Consider the following 25,080-nt stretch of genomic DNA (forward strand, 5'->3'; position numbering starts at 1 on the left):
GGCCGGACAACCGGCAGTATTCATCGGAAACGGCGTGCTACACCGGCTCGCGGCGCATCGGCACGTGCGCGATGCCGTCCTCGACGTACTCGGGGCCGCTGACCGTGAAGCCGTAGCGGGCGTAGAAGTCGGCCAGGTGCGCCTGGGCGTCGAGTACGCAGGGCCGGGCGCCGACCAGGGCCAGCGCCTCGGTCATCAGGCGTCCGGCGTACCCGCCGCCGCGGGCCTCGGGGGCCACCACCACCCGGCCGATCCGTTCCACCCCGCCCGGGTCGGCGAGCAGTCGCAGGTACGCCACCGGCCGGCCGCCCCGGCTGAACCAGAGGTGCCGGGTGCCCGGCTCGACGTCCCGGCCGTCGAGTTCGGGATAGGCGGCCTCCTGCTCGACCACGAAGACGTCGACCCGCAGCTTCAGCAGGTCGTGCAGGGTCCGGGCGTCGAGGTCGGCGAAGGATGCGACCCGGAACTTCTCCCGGCTGGCGGGGTCCGCCGCCAGCGATGGCGTCTGCGACTGGTGCATCCCGCGATGGTAGGCGCCGACCATGCCCACGCCGCCGCTGAGGGTGTTAGGAAGGGCCCCCGCATCTACAGAATCCGCTAAAAAGGGGCCCTTCCTTCCCGTCAGGCGGGGCGGGCGCCGACGGCGTCGCGGATCTCCGCCCCCCGCTCGCCCTCGACCGCGCGGGCACAGTGCCCGCAGCAGAAGAACCGGCCGGAGACCTCGACGCCGTGCCCCATGATCCGGATTCCGCAGTGCTCGCAGACCGGGGCGAGCTTGTGCGCCGCGCACTCGAACGAGTCGAAGGTGTGCACGTCCCCGCTGGTGGTGCGGACCTCGAACGCCATCCAGTAGTCGTTGCCGCAGACCTCGCAGGTGGTCGCCATGTCGAATCCCCCGTATTCCCCGTTTCACCGCAGATGGGGCAATTCTACGTGGTCGACGGGTCCAGGCGCATCGAGATCGAGTTGATGCAGTACCGGGCGTTGGTCGGGGTGAAGCCCTCGCCGTCGAAGCGGTGCCCGAGGTGGGAGTCGCAGTTGGCGCAGCGCACCTCGATCCGGACCATGCCGAGCGAGCGGTCCTCCAGATAGCGGATCGCGCCGGGCAGCGCCCGGTCGAAGCTGGGCCAGCCGCAGTGCGAGTCGAACTTGGTGTCGCTGGCGAAGAGTTCCGCCCCGCACGCCCGGCAGTGGTAGGTGCCGGGGGTCTTGGTGTCCACGTACTCGCCGGTCCAGGGCCGTTCGGTGCCCGCCTTGCGGAGCACGGTGAACTCCTCCGGAGTGAGCCGGACCCGCCACTCCTCCTCGTTGCTGGGCAGGGGGGTGTTCCCCCGGTCGTCCCGGGTGCTGTCAGCCATGCTCCTACGGTACGGCGGAGATCGTCAGGCGGCGAAGTGCCGTGAAGACTTGCGAAAACAGCGGGAAACAACTGGTAAATCACCGGCCGGCGGCCGGATCGTTGACAGGACATGCGAACCGCCACCTGGCCGGGCGGGAGTAGACGGCGTCGCGAGCACCGGCCGGTGCTCGCCGAGTTCCGGCTGACCTGGCGGCAGGCGGTGGTCCGGGGACTGCGCTGGGGCGGACTGGGCAGCGGCGCCGCGATCGTGATCGCGGGTGCCCTGCCCGGCCAGGGGGACCTCGGCGAACTGGGCTGGGTCGCCGTGTTGGCGCCGCTGCCGCTCGGAGTGCTCTGCGGCACCGCCGACCGGCTCCGCACCCGGGTCCGGCTGGACGAGGCGGGACTGTGCGGCCGGGCGTACCGGTCGTGCGCGTTCGTGGCCTGGTCGCGGGTGGCCGACGTGCGGGCGGAGCGGCGCCGTGGCCGTACCGTCGTGGCGGTCTATCTCGACGACGCCGCGCCGTTGCGGCTTCCCGCCCCGTACGACGGCGGCCTCTTCGACCGTGATCCCCGGTTCGAGCAGAAGCTGGTGCTGCTCTGCCAGGTCTGGGAGGCGCACCGGCACGGCAGTTGGGAGCCGGAGCCGGAGCCGCGACCGCTGCGCTGAGCTGGGCTGCACTGAGCTGGGCTGGGCTGGGCTGAGCTGGGCAGGTGTGCCGCCCGACGGCGTCTCCGGGTCGGGCCGCGGGTGTCGTACCGGTGGCATAGGGTCGGCGCATGGCTGGTGGGAGCGCGAAGGCGAAGCCCGTCGAGGTCGAGGTGGCCGGGCACACGGTGCGGCTGAGCAGCCCGGACCGGGTCTACTTCCCCCGTCGCGGGTTCACCAAGAAGGACATGTTCGACTACTACCTCGCGGTCGGCGACGGGATCGTGCGGGCGCTGGGCAACCGGCCGACGGCGTTGCAGCGCTTCCCGGAGGGCATCGAGGGGGAGATGTTCTACCAGAAGCGGGTGCCGGCCCGGGGTGTGCCGCCCTGGATCCAGACCGCCAGGATCCAGTTCCCGAGTGGCCGGAGCGCCGACGAGCTGTGCCCGGCCGACCTGGCGCACGTCGCCTGGGCGGCCCAGATGGGGACGGTGGTCTTCCATCCCTGGCCGGTCCGGGGCGGCGACGTCGACCGTCCCGACGAGTTGCGCATCGACCTCGACCCGCAGCCGGGCACCGACTTCGCCGACGCGGTGGAGGCGGCCGGCGAGGTGCGGGCGATCCTCGACGAGTTGGGCGCGACCGGCTGGCCGAAGACCTCCGGCGGCCGGGGTGTGCACGTCTACCTGCGGATCGAGCCCCGCTGGACCTTCACCGAGGTGCGCCGGGCGGTGATCGCGTTCGCCCGGGAGGTGGAGCGGCGCCGCCCCGATCTGGTCACCACCGCCTGGTGGAAGGAGCAGCGCGGCGAGAAGGTCTTCGTCGACTACAACCAGATGGCCCGGGACCGCACGATCGCCTGTGCCTACTCGCTGCGGGCCAACGCCCGGGCCACCGTCTCCACCCCGGTGACCTGGGACGAGCTGCCGGACGTGGAGCCGGACGACTTCGACCTGCGGACGGTGCCGGAGCGGATCGCGAAGATCGGCGACCCGCACGCCGGCATCGACGACGCACCGTGGGACATCGGCCCGCTGCTGGAGTGGGCCGACCGGGACGACCGGGACGGTTCCGGTGACCTGCCCTATCCGCCGGACCACCCGAAAATGCCGGGGGAGCCGAAGCGGGTCCAGCCGTCCCGGGACCGCGACCGCAAGGATTGACCGACTGGTGCCGCGTCGACTCACCCGTCGTCGTGGCTGGGCCTGCGGAACTGCTCGATCATCGCCGCGTAGTCGCTGTCGGCGTGCCCGTCGGCGACGGCCCGGTCCGCCATCGCTTTCAGCAGCCTCGGCAGTTCGGCGTCGATTCCCAGCGACTCGCTCTCGTGCACCAGGTGCGCCATCGCGCCCAGGTGGGTGCCGATGGTCGCGTCCCGCGCCGTGTATTCGCGCTTGTCGATCTGCTGTGCCAGGTCGGGCAGCCAGTCGCGTACCGTCCCGATCAGCGGGCCGGCGAACGAGGCGAAGGTAGCGGCGTCCACGCCGGCCGTGCCGACCAGGGCGGCGCCCTGGAAAAAGCTGTTCAGCACGCTCCACATCGCCCCGAGCATCGCCACGTCGTGCAGCGACGACAACCCGTGGTCGGCACCCAGATATGTCGTGCCGGCGCCGAGCAGCCGCAGCGTCGGTTCGTGCCGGTCGAAGGCGGCCCGGGGGCCGCTGTAGAAGAGGGTGGCCTCGGCCGTGCCGATCGCCGGCGGGACCGCCATGATCGCCCCGTCCAGATAGCTGCCGCCCCGCCGGGTCAGCCACTCGGCGGTCCGCCGGGCCTCCTCGGAGGTACCCGAGGTCAGGTTCACCAGGACCCGCCCGCCGAGGCTGTCGCCCAGCGGTTCCAGGAGTTCGCGTACGGCGGCGTAGTCCGACACGCAGACGATCACGAGCGGGCTGGCCGCCACCGCCTGGGCGGGCGAGCCGGCGAGCCGCGCCCCCTCGGCGACGAGTTCGGCGGCCCTCGCCGTGGTCCGGTTCCACACGGTGGTGGGGTGACCGGCGCGCAGGAACGTTCCGGCCAGCGCCCGGCCCATCAGGCCCAGGCCGACGACGGTCACCGGAGTCTTGTCGATGTTCATGGCAGGATCATCGACGTTCACACCGATATGAAGGTCAAGGAGGCGTGACCGTGCTGATCGGGGAGCTGAGCCGGCAGACCGGAGTCAACACGCACCAGTTGCGCTACTACGAGGCCCAGGGCCTGCTCGAACCCGCACGGGCCAGCAGCGGCTACCGGGAGTACGGCGACGGCGACGTGGTGACCGTCACCCAGATCAGGAGACTGCTCGAAGCCGGACTCTCCACACAGGAGATCGGATTCCTGCTGCCCTGCGCCACCGGTACGGCCCCGGAACTCGAACCCTGCCCCGAACTGCTGGACACGTTGCGGGCCCGGCTGCACGGGTTGGACGACCGGACCGACACGCTCACCCGCTCCCGGCAGGCGCTTGTCGACTACATCGCGGTCACCGAGCGGCGGGTGTCGACGTACCCGGGCGGTTCCGGCGTCTGCCCGACGGAGTGAGCCGCGTGCTCGCGTGCCCGCCCGGTCAGTCCCGGGACACCTCGGCCAGGAAGGACCGCCAGGCGTCCGGGCCGAAGGCCAGCACCGGCCCGGACCGGTCCTTGCTGTCCCGGACGAGCACCCGGCCGGGCAGGTTGCCGGTCACCTCCACGCAGTTGCCGGCGTTGGGGCTGGATCGGGTCGACTTGCGCCACCGGGCCTCTGCTACGTCCATGTCTCCGCCACTTCCCTGATCAACTCGATGGACTGTTGCACAGGCAGTGCAACGCCGCGCACCTTCTCCCACGCCTCACGGACGAGCAGGAGATCGTCCCGGCCGCTCCGAGACCAGCCCCTGGAGTTGGTGGTCGAGATAGACCAGGTCCCGGCAGTCCGCCAGCGTGGCGATCGCGAACGCACCGGCCAGTCCAACGTACGCCCCGGTGGCGGCCGGGACTATATGGATGTTCACATTCGGTCGCTCCGCCATCACCAACAGATGTTCGAGCTGTTCCCGCATCACCGCCGGGCCGCCGACGCAGCGGCGTAGCACAGCCTCGTCCAGCACCGCGAAGACCAGCGGCGGCTTCTCCCGGCCGTCCTCGGTCGGTGGCCGTTGCCTGGTCTCCACGGACGAGACATGACTTCCCGAATACGTGATCGCCTTTCCGAAGTCCTCCTGACTCAAGCCGCGTGACGTGCGTAGGATCCGCAGTTCCGTGATCAGGAATTCCGACATGCCGCCCACGATCGCTCACTCCCCACAGAAGATGTCGGCGCGGGTCCGATCCGCTGGCACACGGGACGGTCCTGGTAGGACTCCCGACCTTAGGGGTGGTGACCAGGGCTGTAAACACCGAACCGCCGTGCGACGATATGTTGAGGAACGGCTGAGCAACGATTGCTCATGATCGGGCGAGTAACAGTGTTGCGGTCGGAGCGGCGATTCGCTAAGCGCGTCAGAGCGACAGTTTCATGCCCTCGTGACTGGCCCGGAAGCCGAGTCCGGCATAGAAGCGGTGCGCGTCCGTACGCCGCTTGTCGGTGGTCAACTGGACCAGCCGGCAGCCGCGTTCCCGGGCCTGGTCCACCGCCCAGGTCATCATCCGCCGCCCGATGCCGTCGCCGCGCCGGTCGGAGCGGACCCGGACAGCCTCGATCTGCATCCGTTCGGCGCCGCGCCGGCTCACTCCGGGGATGAAGGTGAGCTGCATGGTGCCGATCGGCTCGCCGTCGAGTTCGGCGACGACCAGTTCGTTGCGCGGGTCGGAGTCGACCGCCTCGAAGCCGGCCCAGTAGGCGGCGTCGACCTCCTCGCCGGTCGGCTCCGCCGGCTCCCGGCTCACGGCCACCTCGTCGTCGAGCAGCATCGCGACGATCGCCGGCACGTCCTCGCGGCGGGCGGTTCGGAAGATCAGCTCAGCCATGCGGGTCAGCCTGGCACATCGCACCTGCTGGTGCCGCTACCGAATGGGCGGATCCGGGCGGACCGCCATGGCCTGGCGGTCGGCAGGTAGTCGCAGCGCAGACTGTCGAGCTGCTCCGTTCGTGCGCCCGCTGCAGTGCGGTGCGTGTGGGCCTGCTGTCGGGCGGTGCGTGTGCGCCGGCTGCCCCGTTTGTGCACCCAGCTCGACAGTCTGCCCGAGAGGTTGGGTCCGGGCGCCCGGACCGCCCCACCCGCCCAGGAGAGACGCTCGGACCCCGGGTGTCAGCGGGCGGGGCAGGTGGTGCCGCCGCTCGGCGGCTTGAGGTCGATCAGGTAGTCGTCGACGGCGTCGGTTATGCAGCGGGTCTGCGGATAGGCGGTGTGTCCCTCGCCCTGCCAGGTCAGCACCACGCCGACGTCGAGCATCTCGGCCAGCTTCGGCGTCTGCTCGTAGGGCGTGGCCGGGTCGCCGGTGGTGCCGACCACGACGATCGGCGGGGCGCCGGTCGCCGGGCCGGTCGGGTACGGGTCCCGCTGTCCCGGCCAGAACTCGCAGCTCAGCATGCCGACTGCCAGCGGGGCGCCGAAGAGCGGGTACTTCTCACGCCACTCCGACTGCAACGACCGGATCCGCTCCACCCCGACCCTGCCCTCCTCGTCGGCGCAGTTCACCGAGAGGTTCGCGTCGAACAGGTTCGTGTAGGTCCCGTTCTCGCCCCGCTCGGCGTAGGCGTCGGCGAGTTCGAAGACCTCCTTCGGGTCGCCCGCGCCGAGCGAGTCGATCGCGGCGGCGAGCTTCTGCCAACCGGACTCGGTGTAGAGCGAGGAGATCACGGCGTAGAAGATCCAGCCGGCGGTCGCATCCCGGCCGCCCTCGCCGCGTACCGGATTCACCCGGGCCTTCTCCAGGGCGTCGGTCACCGCACCCCGGGCGTCCGGGGCGATCGGGCAGCGGCCCGGCGTCTGCCGGCACCAGGTGGTGAAGTTGGTGAAGGCCCGCTCGAAGCCCTTGGCCTGGCTCTCCGAGCCGGCCACGATGTCCTGCTTCGGGTCGACCGCGCCGTCCAGCACCAGCGCCCGGACATTGCGCGGGAAGAGCTGGGCGTACGTCGCGCCGAGCAGGGTGCCGTAGGAGTAGCCGAGGTAGCTCAGCTTCTCGTCGCCGACGGCGGTGCGGATCGCGTCCATGTCGTGCGCGGCCTGCTCGGTGGAGAAGAGCCGCAGCCGTTCGCCGTACCTGCTGCCGCAGGTGTCGCCGATCCTGCGGTTCAGCGCCACCAGCTCGTCGAACTCGGCCTGGTCGGCCGGGTCGGGCTCGAAGCCGAAGGTGCTGTCCAGGTCGGCGTCGGAGACGCACTTGACGGGGGAGGAGCGGGACACTCCGCGAGGGTCGAAGCCGATGACGTCGAAACGCCGGGTCACCTCGTCGGGCAGCCCGCCGAAGCTGGCCCCGAACGACAGGTAGACCGCCGAGTCGACGCCGGAACCGCCGGGCCCGCCGGGGTTGACCAGCAGCGAGCCGATCCGGTCCTGCTGCTTCGCCGAGCGGATCCGCAGCAGCGAGATCTCCAGCTTGTCGCCGCCCGCGCCGGCACCGCCGGGCGTGTTCCAGTCCGCGGGTACGGCGATGGTGGCACAGTCGTACCGCATGCCGGACGCGGCCCGGCCGACCAGCTTGCGCGGCACCTCCGGGCAGGGCTTCCAGTCCGCGGCGGCGGCGCCGTTGGGCTGCGCCGCCGGCCCACCGCGCTCGCCCGCGTCGTCCGGCCGGAACAGCGGGATGGTGCAGCCGGCGACCAGCAGCACGGCGACGAGGAGACCGGCCAGGGGCAGTCGGCGAAGGTGCGAGCGGGGCAAGGGAACGTCCTCCGTGTTCGTGTCGACGGTCAGGCTACGCGCCGGAGGCGAGCGGGTCGCCCCGGAGCACCTGGTCGACGTCGAACCGGATCGGACGGTCGAGTTGGTCGTACCCGCAGGAGGCCGGCTCCCGGTCGGGCCGCCAGCGGACGAACTGGGCGGTGTGCCGGAACCTGTCCCCCTCCATCGCGTCGTAGCCGACCTCGACCACCAGCTCCGGCCGCAGTGGCACCCACTCCAGGCTCTTGGTGCCGGACCACCGGCTCGGACCGCCCGGGATGCGCTGCCCGGCGGTGTGGTCGCCGTGCACCCAGGGATGCTCCTCGACACCCTCGCGGTACGGCGCCAGCTCGTCCAGCAGCTCGACCCGGCGGGCGGCGGTGAACGACGCCGAGACGCCGACGTGGTGCAGCGTGCCCGCCTCGTCGTAGAGCCCGAGCAGCAGCGAGCCGACCACCGGGCCGGACTTGTGCCAGCGGAAGCCGGCCACCACCACGTCGGCGGTGCGGGTGTGCTTGACCTTGAACATCAGCCGCTTGCCCGGCTCGTACGGGATGTCGGCGGGCTTGGCGACCAGCCCGTCCAGCCCGGCTCCCTCGAAGATCTCGAACCACCGGGCCGCCGTCTCCGGGTCGCTGGTGGTCTGGGTGACGTGCACCGGGGGTACGACGTCGCGCAGCTCCTCGACCAGCCGGGCCCGGCGCTCCTGGTAGGGCCGGTCGACAAGCGACTCGTCGCCGACCGCGAGCAGGTCGAAGGCGACCAGGTCGGCCGGGGTCGTCTCGGCCAGCATGTTGACCCGGGAGGCGGCCGGGTGGATGCGCTGGCTGAGCAGTTCGAAGTCGAGCCTCGGCTCGCCGTCCGGGCCGTCCCGGCGGATCACGACCAGCTCGCCGTCGACCGCGCAGCGGGTCGGCAACTGCCTCCGGGCCTGCGCGACGACCTCGGGGAAATACCGGGTCAGCGTCTTGCCGCCCCGGCTGGCCAGCTCGACCTCGTCACCGTCCCGGAAGACGATGCAGCGGAAGCCGTCCCACTTCGGCTCGTAACTCATCCCGGGCCCGGTGGGGATCTTCGGCACGCTCCTGGCCAGCATCGGTTCGACCGGCGGGTTGATCGGCAGCTCCACCCGGCCAAGTCAACCAGATGGGCGACGGGCCGGGGTGCCCTGCGGCCGTACCCGGTGTCACATCCGCCCCAACTGGCCCGCCAGTCTCGCCTCGGGTACCTCGACCGAGGAGTTTTCGCAGTTCAGAGCTATCTTCGCCGGATGCGGGGCTGGGTCTGCACCTGCTGCGGGCGGTGGCAGGTGACCGTCGAGCGGCTTGCCGGGAGGTACCTCTACCGGCTGGCGTACGCCTATCGGGGGGAGGTGGGCGGGGTGGACGTGGTCGGCGAGGTGGGTACGGTCGCGGCGCTGGAGCGGCTGCTGCTGGCCCGTACCCCGGTGACCCTGGCCGACCTGCGCGAACGTCCGGCCGGCCGGGCCTCGTGAACCGACGATGTCTATCGGGGGGCTGCGCGTCCCTACAGCGTCTTCGCGATCTCGGCCAGTACGTCGGCCGGCACCTCCACCGCTGTTTCGTGCGCCGGGATGTCGAGCTGGGCCAGCGCCTCCGGGTCCGCGACGCGCCAGCCCTGCACGATGAAGGTGTCACGGTCCGTGCGGTACAGCGACGGGCAGTTGTTGACCTGGGACTGCGCCGTCTTGCGAATGAAAGTGAGCTTCACGATCGGGCCTTTCGCTCCTTTTAGCCGCTTTTGGGGCGGATGCCCCTGCGGTCCGTGTTGCATTATGCGGCTAATCGGGACGTTCGGGCACGGATTACGGCACCGTGGTGGCGTGAATGTAGGTGAATGGTCGATTCATCTCGCGCCGGATACGGGGCTTTTTCTGCTATTGGGGTGCCCCGGGGCGGCGGCTCAGTCGCGGGCTTCGGCCGGCGGGCGCCAGTCCGCGTACCGGGCCATCGAGCGGAGCGCGACCCGGGGTGGCGTGAGCCGCATCGTCACGTTGCGTAGTCCTACCGCCAGTGGGTTGCGCAGCTGCTGTCCGAACCGGCCGACCAGGTAGGAGGCGCGGGCCACCTGCTGACTGCGCGGGCGGCGCTGCGCGTCGTACCGGGCGAGACCGGTCGACACCTCGGTGCCGTCCGGCAGGCTGGACCCGAGCACCACCGCGTCCTCGACGGCCTGTGCGGCACCCTGGCCCAGGTTGGGTGTCATGGCGTGCGCGGCATCGCCGAGCAGCGCCACCGCCCCCGTCACGTAGCTGCCCAGCGGGGTGCCGAGGTGGTAGAGGTCGTTGCGCAGCACCCCCTGCGGCCCTGTCGCGTCCAGCAGCGCCGGGATCGGCGCGTGCCAGGACCCGAACCGCTCCCGGACCGCCCGCAACTCGTCCGGCGCCCGTCCGCCCTCCGGGGCGTTCACCGCACCGAACCAGTAGACCCGGCCGTCGCCGAGCGGCACCATCCCGAACTCGGCACCCGGGGCCCAGGTGATCGCCACCAGCAGCTCACCGGTCCACGGTGCGGCGGTCACCCCCCGCCAGGCGGTGCTGCCGACGTACGCCGGGGCGGGGGCGTCCGGCCACAGGCTGCGGCGTACCGCGCTGCGCAGCCCGTCCGCCCCGACCACCAGGTCGGCCCGGAGCGTGTCGCGGACGCCGCCGGAGACGTAGGTGACCTCGGCGGGTGGTCCGGCGACCAGCTCGACCACCTCCGCCCCGGTGTGCACGGCCGTGCCCTCGGGGAGGGCGGCGCGGAGGATCTCGTGCAGCGTCGCCCGGTGGATGCCCAGCGACTCCGTGCCGAGCTGGCCGGCCAGGTCGGCGGCGTCGAGCCGGGACAGCCACCGGCCGTCGGCGGTCCGGGTCCCGCCGGCCGCCTCCACCCGGCCGGCGGCCCGGATCCGCTCGTCGAGGCCGAGCGCCGCCAGCCCGGTCAGCGCGTTGGACAGCAGGGTGATTCCCGCGCCGACCGCCCCGAACGCGGGCGCCCGTTCCAGGACTGTCACCTGCCACCCGTGCCGGCGCAGCGCCAGGGCCGCGCAGAGACCGCCGATTCCGGCCCCGACCACCACTGCGGTCCGATCCATCCCGCCCACCTCCGAGAACTGGCCCTTCTACATCTGTAGAAGGCCATACTACAGCCGTAGAAACGACATCGGAGGGAGCACCGGGTGACCGCAGGACGGGACCGGTTCGCCGTGATCACCGACGCCGCGATCGAACTGGTGGCGGAACTCGGCATGCGCGGACTCACCCACCGGGCCGTGGACGCCCGCGCCGGGCTGCCGCTCGGCTCGACCTCGGTGTACTTCCGGACCCGCAAGGCGCTGATCGAGGCGGTGGTACGCCGCCTCGCCGACCTTGACCGGGCCGACCTCGAAGCCACCGACCTGCCCACCGAGCCACCCGCCGAGTCACCCACCGAGCCACCCGCCGAGTCGCCTGCCTGGGGTGGACCGCTCGGACCCCGGGAACTCGACCAGCTCGCCGGCCGGATCGCGAACGTGCTCGACCACTGGCTGACCGCCGGACGCACCCGGACGCTGGCCCGGTACGCCTGCCTGCTGGAGGCCACCCACCACCCCGAGCTGCGGGAGATCCTCGCCTACGGCACCGCGTCCCGGAACCAGGCGCGGGCACTGCTCGCCCAGGCGGGTGCGGCGGACCCGGAGCGCAGCGGCAACCACCTCGTCGCCTGCGTGGACGGGCTGCTCTTCGACCGCCTGGCCGGGGCCGGTTCGCTTACCGCCCCGCCCCCCGGCAGCGAGCAGAACCGGCAGGACCTCCAGCAGGCCGTCCGCACCGTACTGTTCGCACTGGCCGGCGCCGACCCCTCGGCGCCGCCAGAGCCTGACCGGTGACGGTGACGGTGACGGTGACGGTGACGACGCGGCGGTGAGCGTTCAGCGGTCAGCGGCGCCGGCCGCGCCGACCGGTCGGCCCGGCTCGCCGGCCGGCGAGCACGGCCGCCGCGCAGGTGCCGAGCACGATGCCGGCGAACGGCAGGAACCGGAGCACCGCCTTCACGGGTTCCGCCTGCGCCGGCCGGTACGCGCCGCCACCCGGTCCCGCTGCGGCTGCACCGTGTACTTCGGATCACGCGCCGACGCCACCCCGGCCTGGAAGACGCCGAACCGGAGACAGACCGAACCGGCCAGCATCGCCACCGCGCCGGCCACCGTCGCCACTCGCCCGCCGGCCACCGTCGCCATCCGGCCGCCGGTCACCGTGGCGACCCGGCCGCCAATGCCCGGCCGCTCCCGCTGCCGTTGTCGGCCGGTCGGCCCGGCGCCGGCCGCCACCGCCAGGGCGCCGGCCGTGCTGAGCAGCCGGCCGGCCCGGAGCAGCCCGCCGGCCAACCCCTGCCGCATCGGCTCGGCCAGCATGCCGAGCCGGCGCTCCATCCGGTACGCCGCAGCCAGCTCGCCGGCCACACCGAGCAGCGCGGCCCGGCGGGCGGGACCGGCCTCGGACGCGGGAGCGGCGAGCAGCCCGAGCGCACCGGCCGAGGCCGCCGCCGAGCTCGCGAAGAGCACCGGCAGTTCCCGGTACGCCTCGTGCCAGGCCGGTACGGCGGTGTCCGCGACGAGCGTCGCCGTGTACGAGGCGACAGCCGGCCCGAGCACGGCCGCGCCCAGCGTGCCGAGCCGGCCCAGCCGGGGCAGCCGACCGGTCACCGCGCTGCCGGCGGCGACAAGCGTCAGCGGGCCGTACCCGGCGAGCAGCCAGGAGCCGATGCTCATCGGCGAGGTCACCTTCACCACCCGCAGCATGTGCAGGAACCGTTCCGGGCGACCCAGGTCGTGCACCAGCGAGTAGAGCGACCCGGCCAGCGCCACCCCGGCACCGGCCTTGAGCCCGGCGGCCAGCCTCGGCCGGCCGGTGAGTTCGGCGGCGGCGGCAAGCGTCGACGAGGCGCCGGCCAGCCCGCCCAGGAAGAGGTAGCCGGCGATGTCCGCCGCCTCCCAGGGCGGCGGCTTGAGCACCGGCCGGCCGTAGTAGGACCGGAACTCGGCCCGAGGCACCATCAGCCGCTCGCCGCGCTGCCGCCGACCGGGCCGGCCGGCCGAGCCGACCAGCGCGTCCCGCTCGACCGGCAGGTCCGGCGCGGCATCGAGGCGTACGTCGGTGTGCGTCATCGGCGACCTCCGGGCAGGGCGGTGGCGGCCAGGGCGGCGAGCAGCCCGGCGGCGACAAGTGCGGTCCGGCGCCACATCGCCGGCAGGTCCCGGGTGGTGACCACCGGGTCGGGTGGCAGCCCGTACACCTCGGGCTCGTCCAGCAGCAGGAAGAACGCGCCCGCCCCGCCGACCCCGTCGTACGGGTCGGCGCCGTAGAGCCGGGCGTCGGTCACCCCGGCCGCCTGTAGCGCGTCCACCCGGGCGGCGGCCCTGGCCCGCAGCTCGGACAGCTCACCGAACTGGATCGAGTCCGTCGGGCAGCTCTTGGCGCAGGCCGGTTCCTGGCCGACCGAGAGCCGGTCGTAGCAGAGGGTGCACTTCCAGACCCGGCCGTCCCGCTCGCGCTTCTCGATCACCCCGTACGGGCAGGCCGGCACGCAGTAGCCGCAGCCGTTGCAGATGTCCTGCTGCACCACCACGGTGCCGAACTCGGTGCGGAACAGCGAACCGGTCGGGCAGACGTCCAGGCAGGCCGCGTGCGTGCAGTGCTTGCACACGTCCGACGACATCAGCCAGCGGAAGTCCATCCCGGGTACGGCGTCCACGTGCCCGTCCGGCGGTGCCGACCCCGGCATCCCGAGCGAGACGGCGGTCCGGCCGCCGGCCGCCCGGCGCAGCGCCTCGGGGACCTCGGCCGGGGCGAGCTGGGCCTCCTGCCGGCCGAGCCGGCGGGGCTGCTCGACGAAGGCGACGTGCCGCCAGGAGTTCGCGCCGAGCTGGCCGGTGTTGTCGTACGACATGCCGGTGAAGTTCAGCCCGTCCTCGGGTACCGCGTTCCACTCCTTGCAGGCCACCTCGCACGCCTTGCAGCCGATGCAGACGCTGGTGTCGGTGAAGAAGCCGACCCGTTCCGGCGGCTGCGAATATCCGCCGGCGGTGGCCGGATCGCGCCGGTCCCCGGTCGTCTCGCGCAGGTCCGGAGCCACCGGCGTCACACCTCGGTCCCGGTCGACGTGGTGACCCCGGCCCGGCGCTGGTAGTCCCGGACCAGCGCCACCCGCTCCGGGCCGCGTGGCCGCCGGCCGGGGCGGATGTCGGCGGAGAACGCCTTGCTCTCCTGGATGTGCGAGTTCGGGTCCAGCGAGATCGAGGTGAGTTCGTTGGCCGCGTCGCCCCGGCTGTGTCCGTTCGGTCCCCAGTGGAACGGCAGGCCGATCTGGTGCACCACCCGGCCGTCGACGCGCAGCGGCGCGATCCGCTCGGTCACCAGCACCCGGGCCTCGACCGCACCCCGGGCGGTGACGATGGTGGCCCAGCCGCAGTGCACCAGCCCGCGTTCGGCGGCCAGCTCGGGGGAGACCTCGCAGAAGAACTCCGGCTGCAACTCCGCCAGGTACGGCGTGAACCGGCTCATCCCGCCGGCCGTGAAGTGCTCGGTGAGCCGGTAGGTGGTGACGACGTACGGGAAGGTCTGCGTGCCGCGCTGCGAGCCGTTCGGGTGGTACCTGTTCTGCTCGTGCGGCCGGAGCAGCCGGGCCGGGTTGCGCTGCTGGCCGTAGAGCGGATTGTCCACAGGGGAGTCCTGTGGCTCGTAGTGCGTGGGCAGCGGGCCGTCCAGCACACCTGTCGGCGCGAAGAGCCAGCCGAGCCCGTCGGCCTGCATGATGAACGCGTCGGTGCCGCGCAGCGCGGCGATCCCCCTGGCGTCGGCCGGCGGCTCGTAGTCGGGTGGCTTGGTCGGCTCGAAGTCCGGCACGTCGTACCCGGTCCACCGGCCGGCGTCGGCGTCCCACCAGACGTACTTCTTCCGCTCGCTCCACGGCCGGCCGTCCGGCCGGGCCGAGGCCCGGTTGTAGAGCAGCCGCCGGTTCGCCGGCCAGGCCCACGCCCACTCCGGCGAGACCCAGTGCTGCTCCTCGGCCGGCCTGCGCCGGGCGGCCTGGTTGATCCCGTCGGAGTACACCCCGCAGTAGATCCAGCAGCCGCAGACCGTCGACCCGTCCTCGGCCAGCTCGGTGTACGTCGACAGCGGCCGGCCGTCGGCGTCCCAGCCGTTGATCTCGGCGAGTACCGCCTCGGAGTCCGGCTCGGCGGCCCGCCCCACGGTCGGATAGTCCCAGGTCAGGTCGAGAATCGGCCGGTCCTTCGGATCGGTCGAGCCGGCCAGCTTCTGCCGGATGAGCCGGCCCAGGTGGTACATGAACCAGAGGTCGCTGCGCCGGTCGTCGGCCGGCTCGACCGCCTGGTGGTGCCATTGCAGCAGCCGGTTGGTGTTGGTGAAGCTGCCGTCCTTCTCGGTGTGCGCCGCCGCCGGAAGCACGAAGACCTCGGTGCCGATCCGCTCGGTGGCCAGTTCGCCCGAGGCGATCTCCGGCCCGTCCTTCCACCACGTCGCGCTCTCGATCATGCTGAGGTCCCGGACCACCAGCCAGTCCAGCTTGGCCATGCCGAGCCGCTGCATCCGGGCGTTCGCCGAGCCGACCGCCGGGTTCTCGCCGAGCAGGAAGTAGCCCTTGCAGGTGCCGTTGAGCTGTTCGAAGACAGTGTCGTAGTGCGAGTGGCTGCCGGTCAGCCGGGGCAGGTAGTCGAAGCAGAAGTCGTTCTCCGCCGTCGCCGCCGCCCCCCACCACGCCTTGAGCAGGCTCACCGTGTAGGCCCGCATGTTCGCCCAGAACCCCTTGCGGGCGGCGTCGGCGACGATGAAGTCGGCCAGGGTCTGCGTCTGGTGCGCGTGCGGCATCGGGATGTAGCCGGGCAGCAGGTTGAACAGCGTCGGTACGTCGGTCGAGCCCTGGATGCTGGCGTGCCCGCGCAGCGCCTGGATGCCGCCGCCGGGCCGGCCGATGTTGCCGAGCAGCAGTTGCAGGATGCTGGCCGCCCGGATGAACTGCGAGCCGTCGGAGTGCTGGGTCCAGCCGACCGCGTAGACGAACTCGCTGGTCCGCTCCGGGCCGGAGTTCTCCACCAGGTGCCGGCAGACCTGGGCGAAGACCTCCGGCGGAATGCCGCAGATCCGCTCGACCATCTCGGGGGTGTAGCGGGCGAAGTGCCGCTTGAGGATCTGGTAGACGCAGTGCGGGTCGGCCAGCGTCGGATCGCGGCGGGGCTGGCCGTCCAGGGCCGCGGTGCCGGAGCCGAACTTCTCGCCCCGGCCCGAGCCGCGCCCGTCCCGCTCCGCCGCACCCGCCGGCTCGTCACGGGCGCGTCCGGCCGCCACCCGGGCCTCGAACTGCCGGTCCCGCTCGCCGGTCGCCGAGACCAGCTGCACGCCCTCGTACTGCCAGCTCTCCTCCCGGTAGGTGTGGCTGTCCGGGTCGAAGCCGGAGAAGAGCCCGTCGAGGTCCTCGGTGTCCCGGAACCGCTCGTCGACGATCGTCGCGGCGTTCGTGTACGCCAGCACGTACTCCCGGAAGTCCCGGCCCTCGCTGAGTACGTGGTTGATGATCCCGCCGAGGAAGGCGACGTCGGTGCCGGCCCGGATCGGCACGTACAGGTCGGCCAGCGCGCTGGTCCGGGTGAACCGCGGGTCGACGTGGATCACGGTGGCGCCGCGGGCCTTGGCCGCCAGCACCCACTGGAAGCCGACCGGGTGCGCCTCGGCGAAGTTGGAGCCCTCGATCACGATGCAGTCGGCGTGCTGGAGGTCCTGCATGAAGGTGGTGGCCCCGCCGCGCCCGAACGAGGTGCCGAGGCCGATCACGGTGGAGCTGTGGCAGACCCGGGCCTGGTTCTCCACCTGGATCACCCCGAGCGCGGTGAAGAGCTTCTTGATCAGGTAGTTCTCCTCGTTGTCCAGGGTGGCGCCGCCGAGGCTGGCGATCCCCATCGTGCGGGCCACCCGGGTCCCCTCGTGCTCCTCCTGCCAGGTCTGCTGCCGGGTCCGGACCACCCGCTCGGCGATCATCTCCATCGCGGTGTCGAGGTCGAGGTCCTGCCAGTCGGTCGCGTACGGCGAGCGGTAACGCACCTTGGACAGCCGACCCGGGTCGGTGGTCAGTTGCAGCGAGGCGGCGCCCTTCGGGCAGAGCCGTCCCCGGCTCACCGGCGAGTCGGGGTCGCCCTCGATCTGCACCACCCGCTCGGCCGAGACGTAGACGTTCTGCGCGCAGCCGACCGCGCAGTACGGGCAGACGGACTTGACCACCCGGTCGGCGTCGGCGGTCCGGGTGTGCAGGTCGGCGCTGTGCCGCGACTTCACCGAGGCGGCCCGGCCGGTCCGGTCCGGACCGGTGAGCTGGCGCCAGACCGGCCACGAGCCGATCGGTACTCCGCGCACCTGCGCCTCCTGTCCTCGGGTCACCGGCCGGGTCGACTAAGCCCGTCCGTCACCGGCCGGCTCGACCCAGCCCGTCGGTCACCGGCCGGGTCGACCGAGCCCGTCGGCATGGGCCCGCTCCCGCATCCAGTCGTGCACCCGGGACGACGAGGTCGGGTTGGCCTCGCGCGGGTTCACCAGGGCCTGGGAGCGGGACGGCAGGACGCCGGGCCGCTGCCGCTGCGCCCGGGTGACCGTGCCGCCGCCGTCGGCGGGGAGGCCGGTGCCGACCAGGTACGCCTGCCCGGCCGGGATGCCCAGCTCCGCGCCGATCTCCTGGTAGCCGCGCCCCTGGCCGACCAGGTGCAGCACCATCTCCTTGCTCGCCACGCGGCCCCCGCTCGCCGTGCCGGCCCGGCACCTGCCGGCCGACCGCCTATCGCCGACAAGCCTCTCATTCCGCCCAGGCCACCGGAGCGGGTTTGCCGGCACGGACGGGGCCCCCGCCGGTCGTTTTCACACCGGCGGGGCCCGTCCGTGGCGATCTCAGCCGGCCAGCGGGGTGTGCCCGGCCGGCACGGTCTCGTCGGCACGCGGCGGTGGCGGCGGGGTGCCGTCCCCGAACGGACGCCCGCCGAGCGCCTCCCGGCCGTGCGGTTCCAGCCAGTTGTCCAGCTCCGGCCCGAGCGGTACGACCCCGGTCGGGTTGATGTCCCGGTGCACCTCGTAGTAGTGCCGCTTGATGTGGTCGAAGTCGATGGTGTCGCCGAATCCGGGTGTGCCGAACAGATCCCGGGCGTACGCCCACAGCACCGGCTGCTCGGTCAGCTTCTGCCGGTTGCACTTGAAGTGCCCGTGGTAGACCGCGTCGAACCGGACCAGGGTGGTGAAGAGCCGGACGTCGGCCTCGGTGATGGTGTCGCCGACCAGGTAGCGCTGCCCCTCCAGCCGGGCCGAGAGCCAGTCCAGCCGGTCGAAGAGCCGCCGGTACGCCCGCTCGTACGCCTGCTGGCTGCCGGCGAAGCCGCACCGGTACACCCCGTTGTTGACGTCCTTGAAGACGACGCCGTTCACCTCGTCGATCTCCTCCCGCAGCGCCTCCGGATAGAGGTCGGGTGCACCGGGCCGGTGGTACGCCCGCCACTGCGTCGACAGGTCCAGGGTGATCTGGGCGTAGTCGTTCGTCACCACCTGCCCGGTCGGCACGTCGACGATCGCCGGCACGGTGATCCCGCGCTCGTAGCCGGGGAACCGGGCGAAGAACGCCTCCTGGAGCCGCTCGATGCCGAGCACCGGGTCGCGCCCGCCCGGGTCGAGGTCGAAGGTCCAGCTCCGGGCGTCGTGGGTCGGTCCGGCGACCCCCATCGACAGCACGTCCTCCAGCCCGAGCAGCCGACGGACGATGATCACCCGGTTCGCCCACGGACAGGCCCGGCTCACCACCAGCCGGTAGCGGCCGGGCTCCACCGGATAGCCGTCCCGCCCGTCGGTGGTGATCCGGGTGGCGATGTATCGCTGGTCCCGGGTGAACTCGCCGCCCGGGTTGACGTAGCTGCCCTTGGCGCCGCTGCCGCCCTCGGTGGTGCTGTCCCCGTCGGCGCTGCTGTTGCCCTCTGCGGTGTTCGACATCCCGCTATCGTTCCCCAAAATTTCTTCGGATCCACCGCCGATACTCCCCGTAGGTGGTCGACCACCCCCGACGGACCGGCCGGCAGGCGGCGCGGGCACCGCGGTCAGCCGCGCATCAGCTCGTTCAACGCCCCGTATCGCGCATCAGCTCGTTCAACGTTCCGTAGTCCAGGCCACCGTCGAGGGCGTCGTAGCCGCCCGCACCATACGTCTGGGTGGCGGCCCGCCGGACCACCGCGTACGCCGCCGCGGCCACCGACGAACCGAGGCTGACCCGGCCGACCCCGAGCCCGGCCAGTTCGGGCACGGTCGGGGCACCCGGGCCGGCGAGGACGTTCACCGGGGCCGGGATGCCGACGACAAGTGCCGTCACGGTGTCCGGGTCGACCACCCCGGGCACGAAGATGCCGTCGGCGCCGGCCCGGAGGTACTCGGCCGCCCGGTCCAGCGTCTCCGGCAGCCCGCCGGCACCGCGCAGGAAGGTGTCGACGCGGGCGTTCACGTACAGCGGCACCCCGGCCTCGTCCGCAGCGGCCCGGGCGGCGGCCAGCCGGGCGGACTGGTCGGCGACGTCGCGCAACCCGGCTGTGCCGGCCGGCGCCACGTCCTCCAGGTTCACCCCGACCGCGCCGGCCGCCAGTACCGCGCGGACGGTCCCGGCGACCTCCTCCGGGGTGGTCCCGAAACCGGACTCGATGTCGGCGGTGACCGGCAGCGGCACCGCGGCGACGACCCGCCCGACGAGTTCGGTGGCCAGTTCCCGGCCGAGGGCGTCCCCGTCCGGGGCGCCGAGGCTCCACGCCACCCCGGCGCTGGTGGTGGCGACGGCCCGCGCACCGGCGGCGGCCACGATCCGGGCGCTGGCCGCATCCCAGGCGTTGACCAGGACGACCGGGTTCCCCGGGACATGCAGGGAGCGGAACAGTTCGGCGCGGCTGCGTTGATCACTCATGCGGGTAGTCTCCGCCCGCCCGCCCGACCCGCCGTATTCTTTCAGCCCTGCCTAAAACGTAAACGAGGGTCCCGCCCGGGGCGAAGACCCGGGCGCGGACGGACGGCCGCGACGGTTCGCGGCAGCGGAGGGGGTGTCGTGGTCTCCATCGGCCTGCCGGGTGGCGCCGTGGCCCGGATCCGGTTCGCCGTCTCCTGCCTCTGGGAGGTCGCGACAAGCGTCCGGGTGCTGCGCGACGCCGGCGACCACGCCGTGCACCTGCCCTGGGCGACCCGGGTACGACCCCGGCTCGCCGACGCCGGCCTGATCCCCCCGGCCACCGCCGCGTTCCCCGGAGATTCCGCCGGCGGGCTGCTCTGGCAGCTGATTCCGGCCGGCCCGCACTATCTGCCCGACTTCCTCACCCCGGCTCCCGAAGGGCTGAACCCCGACCTGGACACCGAACTCGGCAGGCTCCTGGCCACCCCGGTCGAGGTGGTCCGGGCCGACCTCGACAGCTACGCCGGCCGGCACTCCCCGGCGGTCCGCGACCTGTACGCCGATCCGGTCGCCGGGCTGCGCCGGCTCGCCGACGAGATCGTCCGGTACTGGCGGATCGCGCTCGCCCCGGACTGGGCCCGGCTCCGGCTGCTGCTCGACGCCGAGGTGCACCGCCGGGCCCGCCGGCTCGCCGCCGACGGGGCCGCCGGACTCCTCAACGACCTGCACCGGCAGGTGCGCTGGGAGGGCGAGACACTGGCGATCGCCCAGCAGCACTGCACCGCCGCCGACGTGCCGGACGGGAACGGGCTGGTGCTGATCCCGTCGGTCTTCGTCTGGCCGTCGGTGTTGAGCGTCGCCGCCGGTCCGGCGCCGCAGCTGGCGTACCCGGCCCGGGGCGTCGCCACGCTGTGGGAGACGCCCCGGCAGTCGTCCGACAGTCTGGCGGCGGTGCTCGGGCGGGGCCGGGCCCGGGTACTCGCCGAGATGCGGGCACCGGTCTCCACCACCGAGCTGGCCCGGCGTACCGGCCTCTCCGCCGGGGGCGTGTCGCAGCATCTCGCCGTGCTCCGGGCTGCCGGCCTGGTGACCACGCACCGTAGCGGCCGGACCGTGCTGAACAGTCGTACCACGGTCGCCGAGGCGCTGCTCTCGGTGGCCGGCTGACCCCCGACCCAGTGCACCCGGCCGTCGACCGTTTACTGGGCGGGTGGCCCGGTCAGCAGCGGTACTTCTCCAGGTAGACCAGCCCCGGGCCGGTGTCGAGCGGCCGGTGCGCGTAGTCGACGTACCCGTGCCGGCGGTAGAGCCGCAGGTTCTCCGCGCTGTCGGCTCCGGTGAACAGCTCGAACCGGCGTATCCGGCGCGGGCTGGCCGCCTCCGCCGCGCGCAGCAGTCGACTGCCGATGCCCTGCCCCTGCACGTCGGGCGCGACGGCGAGCCGACCGAGCTGCCCGGTGCCGACCTGCCCGGTGCCGTCCTGCCCGGTGCCGTCCTGCCCGGTGCCGTCCTGCCCGGTGCCGTCCTGCCCCGTACCGTCCTGCCCGGTGCCGTCCTCGAACCGGACCCGGACGGCACCGACGAGGCGGGTACCGAGCCGGGCGACAAGCACGACACCGCCCTCGGACGGCCGCGCCAGTACGGCCCGGAGCTGGGCCAGCGTCTCGGACAGCGGCGGCAACCACGGGTCCGAGTAGCGTTGCGCCTCGCGCAGGTAGGCGGCCCGCTGCACGGTCAGGATCTCGCCGGCATCGGCCACCGTGGCCGGCGAGACGACGACCGCTCCGGCGGTGTCGGCGGTGCCTCCGGAGGTGTCGCCGGTGGTGTCTCCGGCGGTGTCGGCCGAGGTGTCTTCGGCGGTGTCGGTGGTGTCTGCGGCGCTCGGTGCGGGAAGCTCTGTGGACATGCCGTCAGGCAACCAGGTGGGCCGCGATCCCGGCCATCCCGGGGGCGCGGGTGTCCCAGCGGTTAGGCTGCGCACGCGACGCCGCGACGCCATCGACAGGTAGCCCCGGTCATCCGGTGATACCTCTGGGGAGGAGCCACCAGGCGATGTCCGGACCGACCTATCCGGAGGTCGGCGCCACCCGTACCGGCCGGCTGCCATCCGGTTACCGGCACCTGCGGTACCGTGCCGCCCTGCCGCCCGGCGGCTTCGAGGTGGCGGGCGAGGCGGTGCTCTGCTGGCGGATGCACCGGGCCATGGGGGTGCGCATCGACGCCAGCGCGCCCCGGGCCGCGCCCGGGGTGACGGTCACCGCCGGGCTCGGACTGGGCCGCTTCCGGCTGGCCGCACCCTGCGAGGTGGTCTGGACGGTACGCGACGACCGGCGTGCCGGCTTCGGCTACGGCACCCTTCCCGGCCACCCCGTACGGGGCGAGGAGGCGTTCCTGGTCGAGCGCGCCGACGACGGCCGGGTCTGGTTCACCCTCACCGCGTTCAGCCGGCCCGCCAGTCTGCTGACCCGGACCGCCGGCCCGCTGCTACCGCTCTTCCAGCGCGGCTACGCCTGGCGGTGCGCCTCGACCCTGCGCCGGCTGGTGGTCCGTTGACCGGCCGTCGGTCGACTGCCTGATGCGCCGCCGGTCGGCCGATCCCCGGCTGGGTCAGAACCGGGCGAAGGAGCGGATCGGCATCCGGGGGCCGAACCGGGGCGCGTGGTGGCCGCCGGCCTCCAGCAGCACGCAGACCCGGGCACGGTGCCCCCGGAACGGCTCCAGCAGGTCCAGCATCCGGGCGTCGTCGCCGCGAGCCTCCCCGGCCAGCGCCCAGGCCACCGTGTTCGGGATGTGGTAGTCGCCGACGCTCACCGCGTCCGGGTCCCCGAAGGCGATCCGGACCACCTCGGCGGCGGTCCACGGGCCGATCCCGGCGATGGCGGTGAGCCGGCGGCTCGCCTCGGCCGAGTCGGCGCACCGTTCCAGCCGGTCCGCCTCGCCCGCCGCCCGGCGCAGCGTCTCGGCCCGCCGCTGCTCCACCCCGAAGGGATGGAACACCCAGTACGGCTGGGCGGCGACCACCTCCGGTTCCGGCGGCGCCCAGAGCCGGGGCAGCGGCCCGGGGGCAGGTACGCCGAACCGGCGCACCGTCGCCGAGTACGCCCGGAACGCCTCCTTGCCGGTGACCTTCTGTTCCAGGACCGCCCGGAGCAGTCGGGGGAAGATCTGCCCGGTGGCCGGTAGCCGGAGCCCTCGGTGGATGCTGGCCAGCCTGGCCACCAGCGGGTGCCCGGCGGCGAGCCGGTCGAAGCCGGTCAGGTCGTCGCGGAGCCCGGCCACGGCATCGGCCCGGTCCACCACCCAACCGCCGCCCGGCCCGTAGCCGTCGGCGACCAGGTCGCCAGCGACCCGGCGCAGCGCCAACGTCCCCGGCCCGTCCGGGGTACGGGTGGCCCACCAGAAGGTGTCGCCGACGAACCGGGCGCAGGGGTCGTGCGCGCCCATCGCCAGCGACCGGAGCGAGCCGCCGAACCGGTAGGGCTCGGGCGGGCGCAGCAGCCGGCTCGCGCTCGGCCCGGTGTCGGTCACCCGGACACTCTGCCACGCCCGACCGGGAAACCCGCCGACGGCAGGTGTCCGCCACCCGTACCGGAACGCCCGCCGAGTCGACGGGTAGGGGACCGTGGGGGCCGACGATGGGGACGGGGGCGTGGGACGGCTGGCGGTGGGACGGGGGCGTGGGACGGCTGGCGGTGGGACGGGGAGCGTGGGCGGATATGACAGGACGGCACCGGAACGCCCGTGCGCGTTCCGGTGCCGTCCGGCCTGTAGCGGGCCGGTCGTTCAGCCGGTGCGGATCACCGGACGGTGATCCGCACTACGTCGAAGGCCGGCACCTGGTTGGCGCGGGTCATCATCGGGATCCGGTGCGAGCCGTCGCCGGCCCAGACCGCGCACTGCGCGGTACCCCGCTGGGTCAGGCCCGGCACGGTCACCGTGACGGTGTCCGGCTGGGCGCCGCCGTTACCGTCCTCGGTGGCCACGAAGAAGGCCGGAACCGGCGCCGGGTCCGGCGCGTTGCGGGTGCTGGTCAGCATCCGGCAGGCGGAGTGGAAGTGGCCGCGGACCAGGCCCTCGTCGGTCAGGAACGAGCTCTCCTTGTAGTAGCCGCCCTGGGCGGCCGGCAGGAACCGGTCCCGGACCAGGTTGCGGGTGCTGACCCGGAGCGTGAACTGCTGGTTGACCCGGACCGAGTTCGGCGCCTGGGTGATCAGCAGGGTCGGGTTCTGCTCCGGCGCGCCGACCTCGCCGAACGCGGTGCCGACACAGCGCGGCCCGTTCTGGAAGCCGTCGTGCCCCTGGAGGTCGCTGTCGGAGCAGTCGGCGGCGAGCGGTTCGAGCGCGGCCGGGTTGCCCGGCGCGGGGCTGCCGCTGGTGCCCGGGCTCGGGGTGCAGTTCGCGCCGCCGCCGGGGCGACCACGCTGCGCCAGAGTGCCCGGCTCCTGCCCGTCACCGGGGTGCTGGACGGCACCGTGGTCGTGGTACGACCGGGTCTGCGGCTTCGCCGCCGTGCCAGGACCCTCGGCGACCGCCGAGGCGGACGGGCTCGGCGCACCCGGGGCGCTGGTCGCCGGGGCCGGGGCGGTCGGGCAGGGCTTGGACGCCGTGGGCCGGCCGAACCGGTTCCACGTGCCGGCGTTCGAAACCTGGGTCACGGTGACGATCGCGCCGAACACGCCCAGCGTGGCCAGCACGGCGATCAGGCGCTTGTTGCGTGGGGGTTTGTTCGAGCGCCGCCGTGAGGAGCGGACGGGGGTGTTCTTCACGTGGTGCCACCTCTTCCTTAGAGGGTTCGGTCAGCGAGGTCGGAACTCAGCGGGACCAGGGCGGTGATGCCGGGGCCACGGGGGGCTTCCGGCCGGATCGCCGATGCTGGGTGGGCCGGCGCTGCGGCGGGCCCGGAAGCCGGCGATCGGCGTGCTGTTGGCCCGGCGGGGGTCATCGGGCGCGGCGCTGGCCACGGAAAACGGCGAAGTGGACGGACGATCGTAGTCGCCGGGTGGCAACCCGTATATCGTCTCCATCTTCCTGCCTTTCCGAATATTCAGCCGGTAACGGTGCGAAAAAAACCGTACGGAATGCATTGCCTGAGAGTCAAACCGGAGTAGAGAAGATAGGAATCTCTTGAGGTCCACTTAAAAGGAAATTATGTTTCCGAGGGCGAACCATCGGCGGGGGGCGTCGCGGCGGTCCCCGGAGCCCGTAACGCCGCGTCGTGTCCGTCCACTGTGGGCAGTCGGCGCCGGGGCTGAACAGGCCGCGACGCCGGGGCTGAACAGGCCGCGACGCCGGCCCCGAGCAGGGCCGGCGTCACAGCCGGACGGCGACGGTTGCCGCGCGTCGCGTCCGGAATCACGGCGGCGAC

Annotated in this window: 26 protein-coding genes and 1 pseudogene; 7 read left to right on the forward strand and 20 right to left on the reverse strand. The window is 72.9% G+C overall.

Annotated elements, in window-relative coordinates:
- Positions 1-37: 37 nt before the first annotated feature.
- From O7626_RS08005 to msrB, 3 genes are all read right to left on the reverse strand, one after another.
- Positions 38-520: a GNAT family N-acetyltransferase gene (locus O7626_RS08005; RefSeq protein ID WP_278060512.1), complete on the reverse strand. Its 483-nt coding sequence runs from the start codon at positions 518-520 to the stop codon at positions 38-40.
- 101 nt (positions 521-621) lie between these two features.
- Entirely contained in the window at positions 622-885 is a 264-nt protein-coding gene (locus O7626_RS08010) for a Prokaryotic metallothionein (RefSeq protein WP_278060513.1), read from the reverse strand.
- 44 nt (positions 886-929) lie between these two features.
- Entirely contained in the window at positions 930-1,358 is a 429-nt protein-coding gene (gene msrB, locus O7626_RS08015; protein WP_278060514.1) for a peptide-methionine (R)-S-oxide reductase MsrB, read from the reverse strand.
- A gap of 111 nt (positions 1,359-1,469) precedes the next feature.
- Here msrB and O7626_RS08020 point away from each other — a divergent pair, with 111 nt between their 5' ends.
- The gene (locus O7626_RS08020) at positions 1,470-2,009 is read left to right on the forward strand and encodes a hypothetical protein (RefSeq protein WP_278060515.1); all 540 of its coding nucleotides are present in this window, start codon (positions 1,470-1,472) and stop codon (positions 2,007-2,009) included.
- Between the two features lie 110 nt (positions 2,010-2,119).
- The gene (ligD, locus tag O7626_RS08025; protein ID WP_278060516.1) at positions 2,120-3,151 is read left to right on the forward strand and encodes a non-homologous end-joining DNA ligase; all 1,032 of its coding nucleotides are present in this window, start codon (positions 2,120-2,122) and stop codon (positions 3,149-3,151) included.
- A 20-nt stretch (positions 3,152-3,171) separates the two neighbouring features.
- Here ligD and O7626_RS08030 read toward each other — a convergent pair whose 3' ends face one another.
- Positions 3,172-4,062, reverse strand: a complete 891-nt coding sequence (locus tag O7626_RS08030; RefSeq protein ID WP_278060517.1) for an NAD(P)-dependent oxidoreductase — start codon at positions 4,060-4,062, stop codon at positions 3,172-3,174.
- Between the two features lie 44 nt (positions 4,063-4,106).
- Between O7626_RS08030 and O7626_RS08035 the strand changes: the two genes are divergently transcribed.
- Complete coding sequence (locus tag O7626_RS08035) at positions 4,107-4,508, forward strand: MerR family transcriptional regulator (protein WP_278060518.1); 402 nt, start codon at positions 4,107-4,109, stop codon at positions 4,506-4,508.
- A gap of 25 nt (positions 4,509-4,533) precedes the next feature.
- Here O7626_RS08035 and O7626_RS08040 read toward each other — a convergent pair whose 3' ends face one another.
- From O7626_RS08040 to O7626_RS08060, 5 genes and pseudogenes are all read right to left on the reverse strand, one after another.
- Positions 4,534-4,722, reverse strand: a complete 189-nt coding sequence (locus O7626_RS08040; protein WP_278060519.1) for a DUF397 domain-containing protein — start codon at positions 4,720-4,722, stop codon at positions 4,534-4,536.
- Positions 4,713-5,235, reverse strand: a pseudogene (locus O7626_RS08045) (helix-turn-helix transcriptional regulator). Before O7626_RS08045 ends, O7626_RS08040 begins: the two are co-directional and overlap by 10 nt.
- Positions 5,236-5,446: 211 nt before the next feature.
- Positions 5,447-5,914, reverse strand: a complete 468-nt coding sequence (locus O7626_RS08050) for a GNAT family N-acetyltransferase (protein ID WP_278060520.1) — start codon at positions 5,912-5,914, stop codon at positions 5,447-5,449.
- 281 nt (positions 5,915-6,195) lie between these two features.
- Positions 6,196-7,770 (reverse strand): alpha/beta hydrolase, encoded by a 1,575-nt coding sequence (locus O7626_RS08055; RefSeq protein WP_278060521.1) that lies wholly within the window; start codon positions 7,768-7,770, stop codon positions 6,196-6,198.
- Positions 7,771-7,804: 34 nt separating this feature from the next.
- Positions 7,805-8,899 carry an ATP-dependent DNA ligase gene (locus tag O7626_RS08060; RefSeq protein ID WP_278060522.1) on the reverse strand — a complete coding sequence of 365 codons (1,095 nt, stop codon included), beginning with the start codon at positions 8,897-8,899 and terminating at the stop codon, positions 7,805-7,807.
- Between the two features lie 141 nt (positions 8,900-9,040).
- On the opposite strand from O7626_RS08060, the gene O7626_RS08065 reads away from it, so the two are divergent.
- On the forward strand, positions 9,041-9,265 hold the full coding sequence (locus O7626_RS08065) for a hypothetical protein (RefSeq protein ID WP_278060523.1): 225 nt from the start codon (positions 9,041-9,043) through the stop codon (positions 9,263-9,265).
- 32 nt (positions 9,266-9,297) lie between these two features.
- Here the strand turns inward: O7626_RS08065 and O7626_RS08070 are convergent, their stop codons facing one another.
- Together O7626_RS08070 and O7626_RS08075 are read right to left on the reverse strand one after the other, a co-directional pair.
- On the reverse strand, positions 9,298-9,501 hold the full coding sequence (locus O7626_RS08070) for a hypothetical protein (protein WP_278060524.1): 204 nt from the start codon (positions 9,499-9,501) through the stop codon (positions 9,298-9,300).
- Positions 9,502-9,693: 192 nt separating this feature from the next.
- Positions 9,694-10,866: an FAD-dependent oxidoreductase gene (locus O7626_RS08075; protein WP_278060525.1), complete on the reverse strand. Its 1,173-nt coding sequence runs from the start codon at positions 10,864-10,866 to the stop codon at positions 9,694-9,696.
- Positions 10,867-10,950: 84 nt separating this feature from the next.
- Between O7626_RS08075 and O7626_RS08080 the strand changes: the two genes are divergently transcribed.
- Entirely contained in the window at positions 10,951-11,640 is a 690-nt protein-coding gene (locus tag O7626_RS08080; protein WP_278060526.1) for a TetR/AcrR family transcriptional regulator, read from the forward strand.
- Positions 11,641-11,802: 162 nt separating this feature from the next.
- On the opposite strand, the gene nrfD is transcribed toward O7626_RS08080, so the two are convergent.
- The 6 genes from nrfD to O7626_RS08110 form a co-directional block, all read right to left on the reverse strand.
- A complete protein-coding gene (gene nrfD / locus O7626_RS08085) occupies positions 11,803-12,918 on the reverse strand; it encodes an NrfD/PsrC family molybdoenzyme membrane anchor subunit (protein ID WP_278060527.1) in 1,116 nt (371 codons plus the stop codon).
- Entirely contained in the window at positions 12,915-13,874 is a 960-nt protein-coding gene (locus O7626_RS08090; protein ID WP_278066098.1) for a 4Fe-4S dicluster domain-containing protein, read from the reverse strand. The genes nrfD and O7626_RS08090 overlap by 4 nt, the downstream gene beginning before the upstream one ends.
- Before the next feature lie 17 nt (positions 13,875-13,891).
- Positions 13,892-17,176 (reverse strand): formate dehydrogenase, encoded by a 3,285-nt coding sequence (gene fdh / locus O7626_RS08095; protein ID WP_278060528.1) that lies wholly within the window; start codon positions 17,174-17,176, stop codon positions 13,892-13,894.
- A 78-nt stretch (positions 17,177-17,254) separates the two neighbouring features.
- On the reverse strand, positions 17,255-17,545 hold the full coding sequence (locus O7626_RS08100) for a hypothetical protein (protein ID WP_278060529.1): 291 nt from the start codon (positions 17,543-17,545) through the stop codon (positions 17,255-17,257).
- A 156-nt stretch (positions 17,546-17,701) separates the two neighbouring features.
- Complete coding sequence (locus O7626_RS08105; RefSeq protein WP_278060530.1) at positions 17,702-18,784, reverse strand: glutathione S-transferase C-terminal domain-containing protein; 1,083 nt, start codon at positions 18,782-18,784, stop codon at positions 17,702-17,704.
- Positions 18,785-18,908: 124 nt separating this feature from the next.
- On the reverse strand, positions 18,909-19,736 hold the full coding sequence (locus O7626_RS08110) for an isocitrate lyase/phosphoenolpyruvate mutase family protein (protein ID WP_278060531.1): 828 nt from the start codon (positions 19,734-19,736) through the stop codon (positions 18,909-18,911).
- Between the two features lie 138 nt (positions 19,737-19,874).
- On the opposite strand from O7626_RS08110, the gene O7626_RS08115 reads away from it, so the two are divergent.
- Positions 19,875-20,882 carry a helix-turn-helix domain-containing protein gene (locus O7626_RS08115; protein WP_278060532.1) on the forward strand — a complete coding sequence of 336 codons (1,008 nt, stop codon included), beginning with the start codon at positions 19,875-19,877 and terminating at the stop codon, positions 20,880-20,882.
- A gap of 52 nt (positions 20,883-20,934) precedes the next feature.
- Here the strand turns inward: O7626_RS08115 and O7626_RS08120 are convergent, their stop codons facing one another.
- Positions 20,935-21,621 carry a GNAT family N-acetyltransferase gene (locus O7626_RS08120; protein WP_347404760.1) on the reverse strand — a complete coding sequence of 229 codons (687 nt, stop codon included), beginning with the start codon at positions 21,619-21,621 and terminating at the stop codon, positions 20,935-20,937.
- Between the two features lie 146 nt (positions 21,622-21,767).
- Here O7626_RS08120 and O7626_RS08125 point away from each other — a divergent pair, with 146 nt between their 5' ends.
- Positions 21,768-22,268: a DUF1990 domain-containing protein gene (locus O7626_RS08125; RefSeq protein WP_278060533.1), complete on the forward strand. Its 501-nt coding sequence runs from the start codon at positions 21,768-21,770 to the stop codon at positions 22,266-22,268.
- A 54-nt stretch (positions 22,269-22,322) separates the two neighbouring features.
- On the opposite strand, the gene O7626_RS08130 is transcribed toward O7626_RS08125, so the two are convergent.
- The gene (locus tag O7626_RS08130; protein WP_278060534.1) at positions 22,323-23,243 is read right to left on the reverse strand and encodes a DNA-3-methyladenine glycosylase 2 family protein; all 921 of its coding nucleotides are present in this window, start codon (positions 23,241-23,243) and stop codon (positions 22,323-22,325) included.
- Positions 23,244-23,512: 269 nt separating this feature from the next.
- Positions 23,513-24,481 (reverse strand): Pecanex-like protein 1, encoded by a 969-nt coding sequence (locus O7626_RS08135; protein ID WP_278060535.1) that lies wholly within the window; start codon positions 24,479-24,481, stop codon positions 23,513-23,515.
- Positions 24,482-25,080 lie beyond the last annotated feature (599 nt).

It is taken from the genome of Micromonospora sp. WMMD1102 (genome assembly GCF_029626265.1).
Classification (GTDB): Bacteria; Actinomycetota; Actinomycetes; order Mycobacteriales; family Micromonosporaceae; genus Plantactinospora.

Coding starts and splice junctions, on each gene's coding strand:
- O7626_RS08005 (WP_278060512.1), bottom strand. CDS start 520: ATGCACCAGTCGCAGACGCCATCGCTGGCGGCGGACCCCGCCAGCCGG.
- O7626_RS08010 (WP_278060513.1), bottom strand. CDS start 885: ATGGCGACCACCTGCGAGGTCTGCGGCAACGACTACTGGATGGCGTTC.
- msrB (WP_278060514.1), bottom strand. CDS start 1,358: ATGGCTGACAGCACCCGGGACGACCGGGGGAACACCCCCCTGCCCAGC.
- O7626_RS08020 (WP_278060515.1), top strand. CDS start 1,470: ATGCGAACCGCCACCTGGCCGGGCGGGAGTAGACGGCGTCGCGAGCAC.
- ligD (WP_278060516.1), top strand. CDS start 2,120: ATGGCTGGTGGGAGCGCGAAGGCGAAGCCCGTCGAGGTCGAGGTGGCC.
- O7626_RS08030 (WP_278060517.1), bottom strand. CDS start 4,062: ATGAACATCGACAAGACTCCGGTGACCGTCGTCGGCCTGGGCCTGATG.
- O7626_RS08040 (WP_278060519.1), bottom strand. CDS start 4,722: ATGGACGTAGCAGAGGCCCGGTGGCGCAAGTCGACCCGATCCAGCCCC.
- O7626_RS08050 (WP_278060520.1), bottom strand. CDS start 5,914: ATGGCTGAGCTGATCTTCCGAACCGCCCGCCGCGAGGACGTGCCGGCG.
- O7626_RS08065 (WP_278060523.1), top strand. CDS start 9,041: ATGCGGGGCTGGGTCTGCACCTGCTGCGGGCGGTGGCAGGTGACCGTC.
- O7626_RS08075 (WP_278060525.1), bottom strand. CDS start 10,866: ATGGATCGGACCGCAGTGGTGGTCGGGGCCGGAATCGGCGGTCTCTGC.
- nrfD (WP_278060527.1), bottom strand. CDS start 12,918: ATGACGCACACCGACGTACGCCTCGATGCCGCGCCGGACCTGCCGGTC.
- O7626_RS08105 (WP_278060530.1), bottom strand. CDS start 18,784: ATGTCGAACACCGCAGAGGGCAACAGCAGCGCCGACGGGGACAGCACC.
- O7626_RS08110 (WP_278060531.1), bottom strand. CDS start 19,736: ATGAGTGATCAACGCAGCCGCGCCGAACTGTTCCGCTCCCTGCATGTC.
- O7626_RS08120 (WP_347404760.1), bottom strand. CDS start 21,621: ATGTCCACAGAGCTTCCCGCACCGAGCGCCGCAGACACCACCGACACC.
- O7626_RS08125 (WP_278060533.1), top strand. CDS start 21,768: ATGTCCGGACCGACCTATCCGGAGGTCGGCGCCACCCGTACCGGCCGG.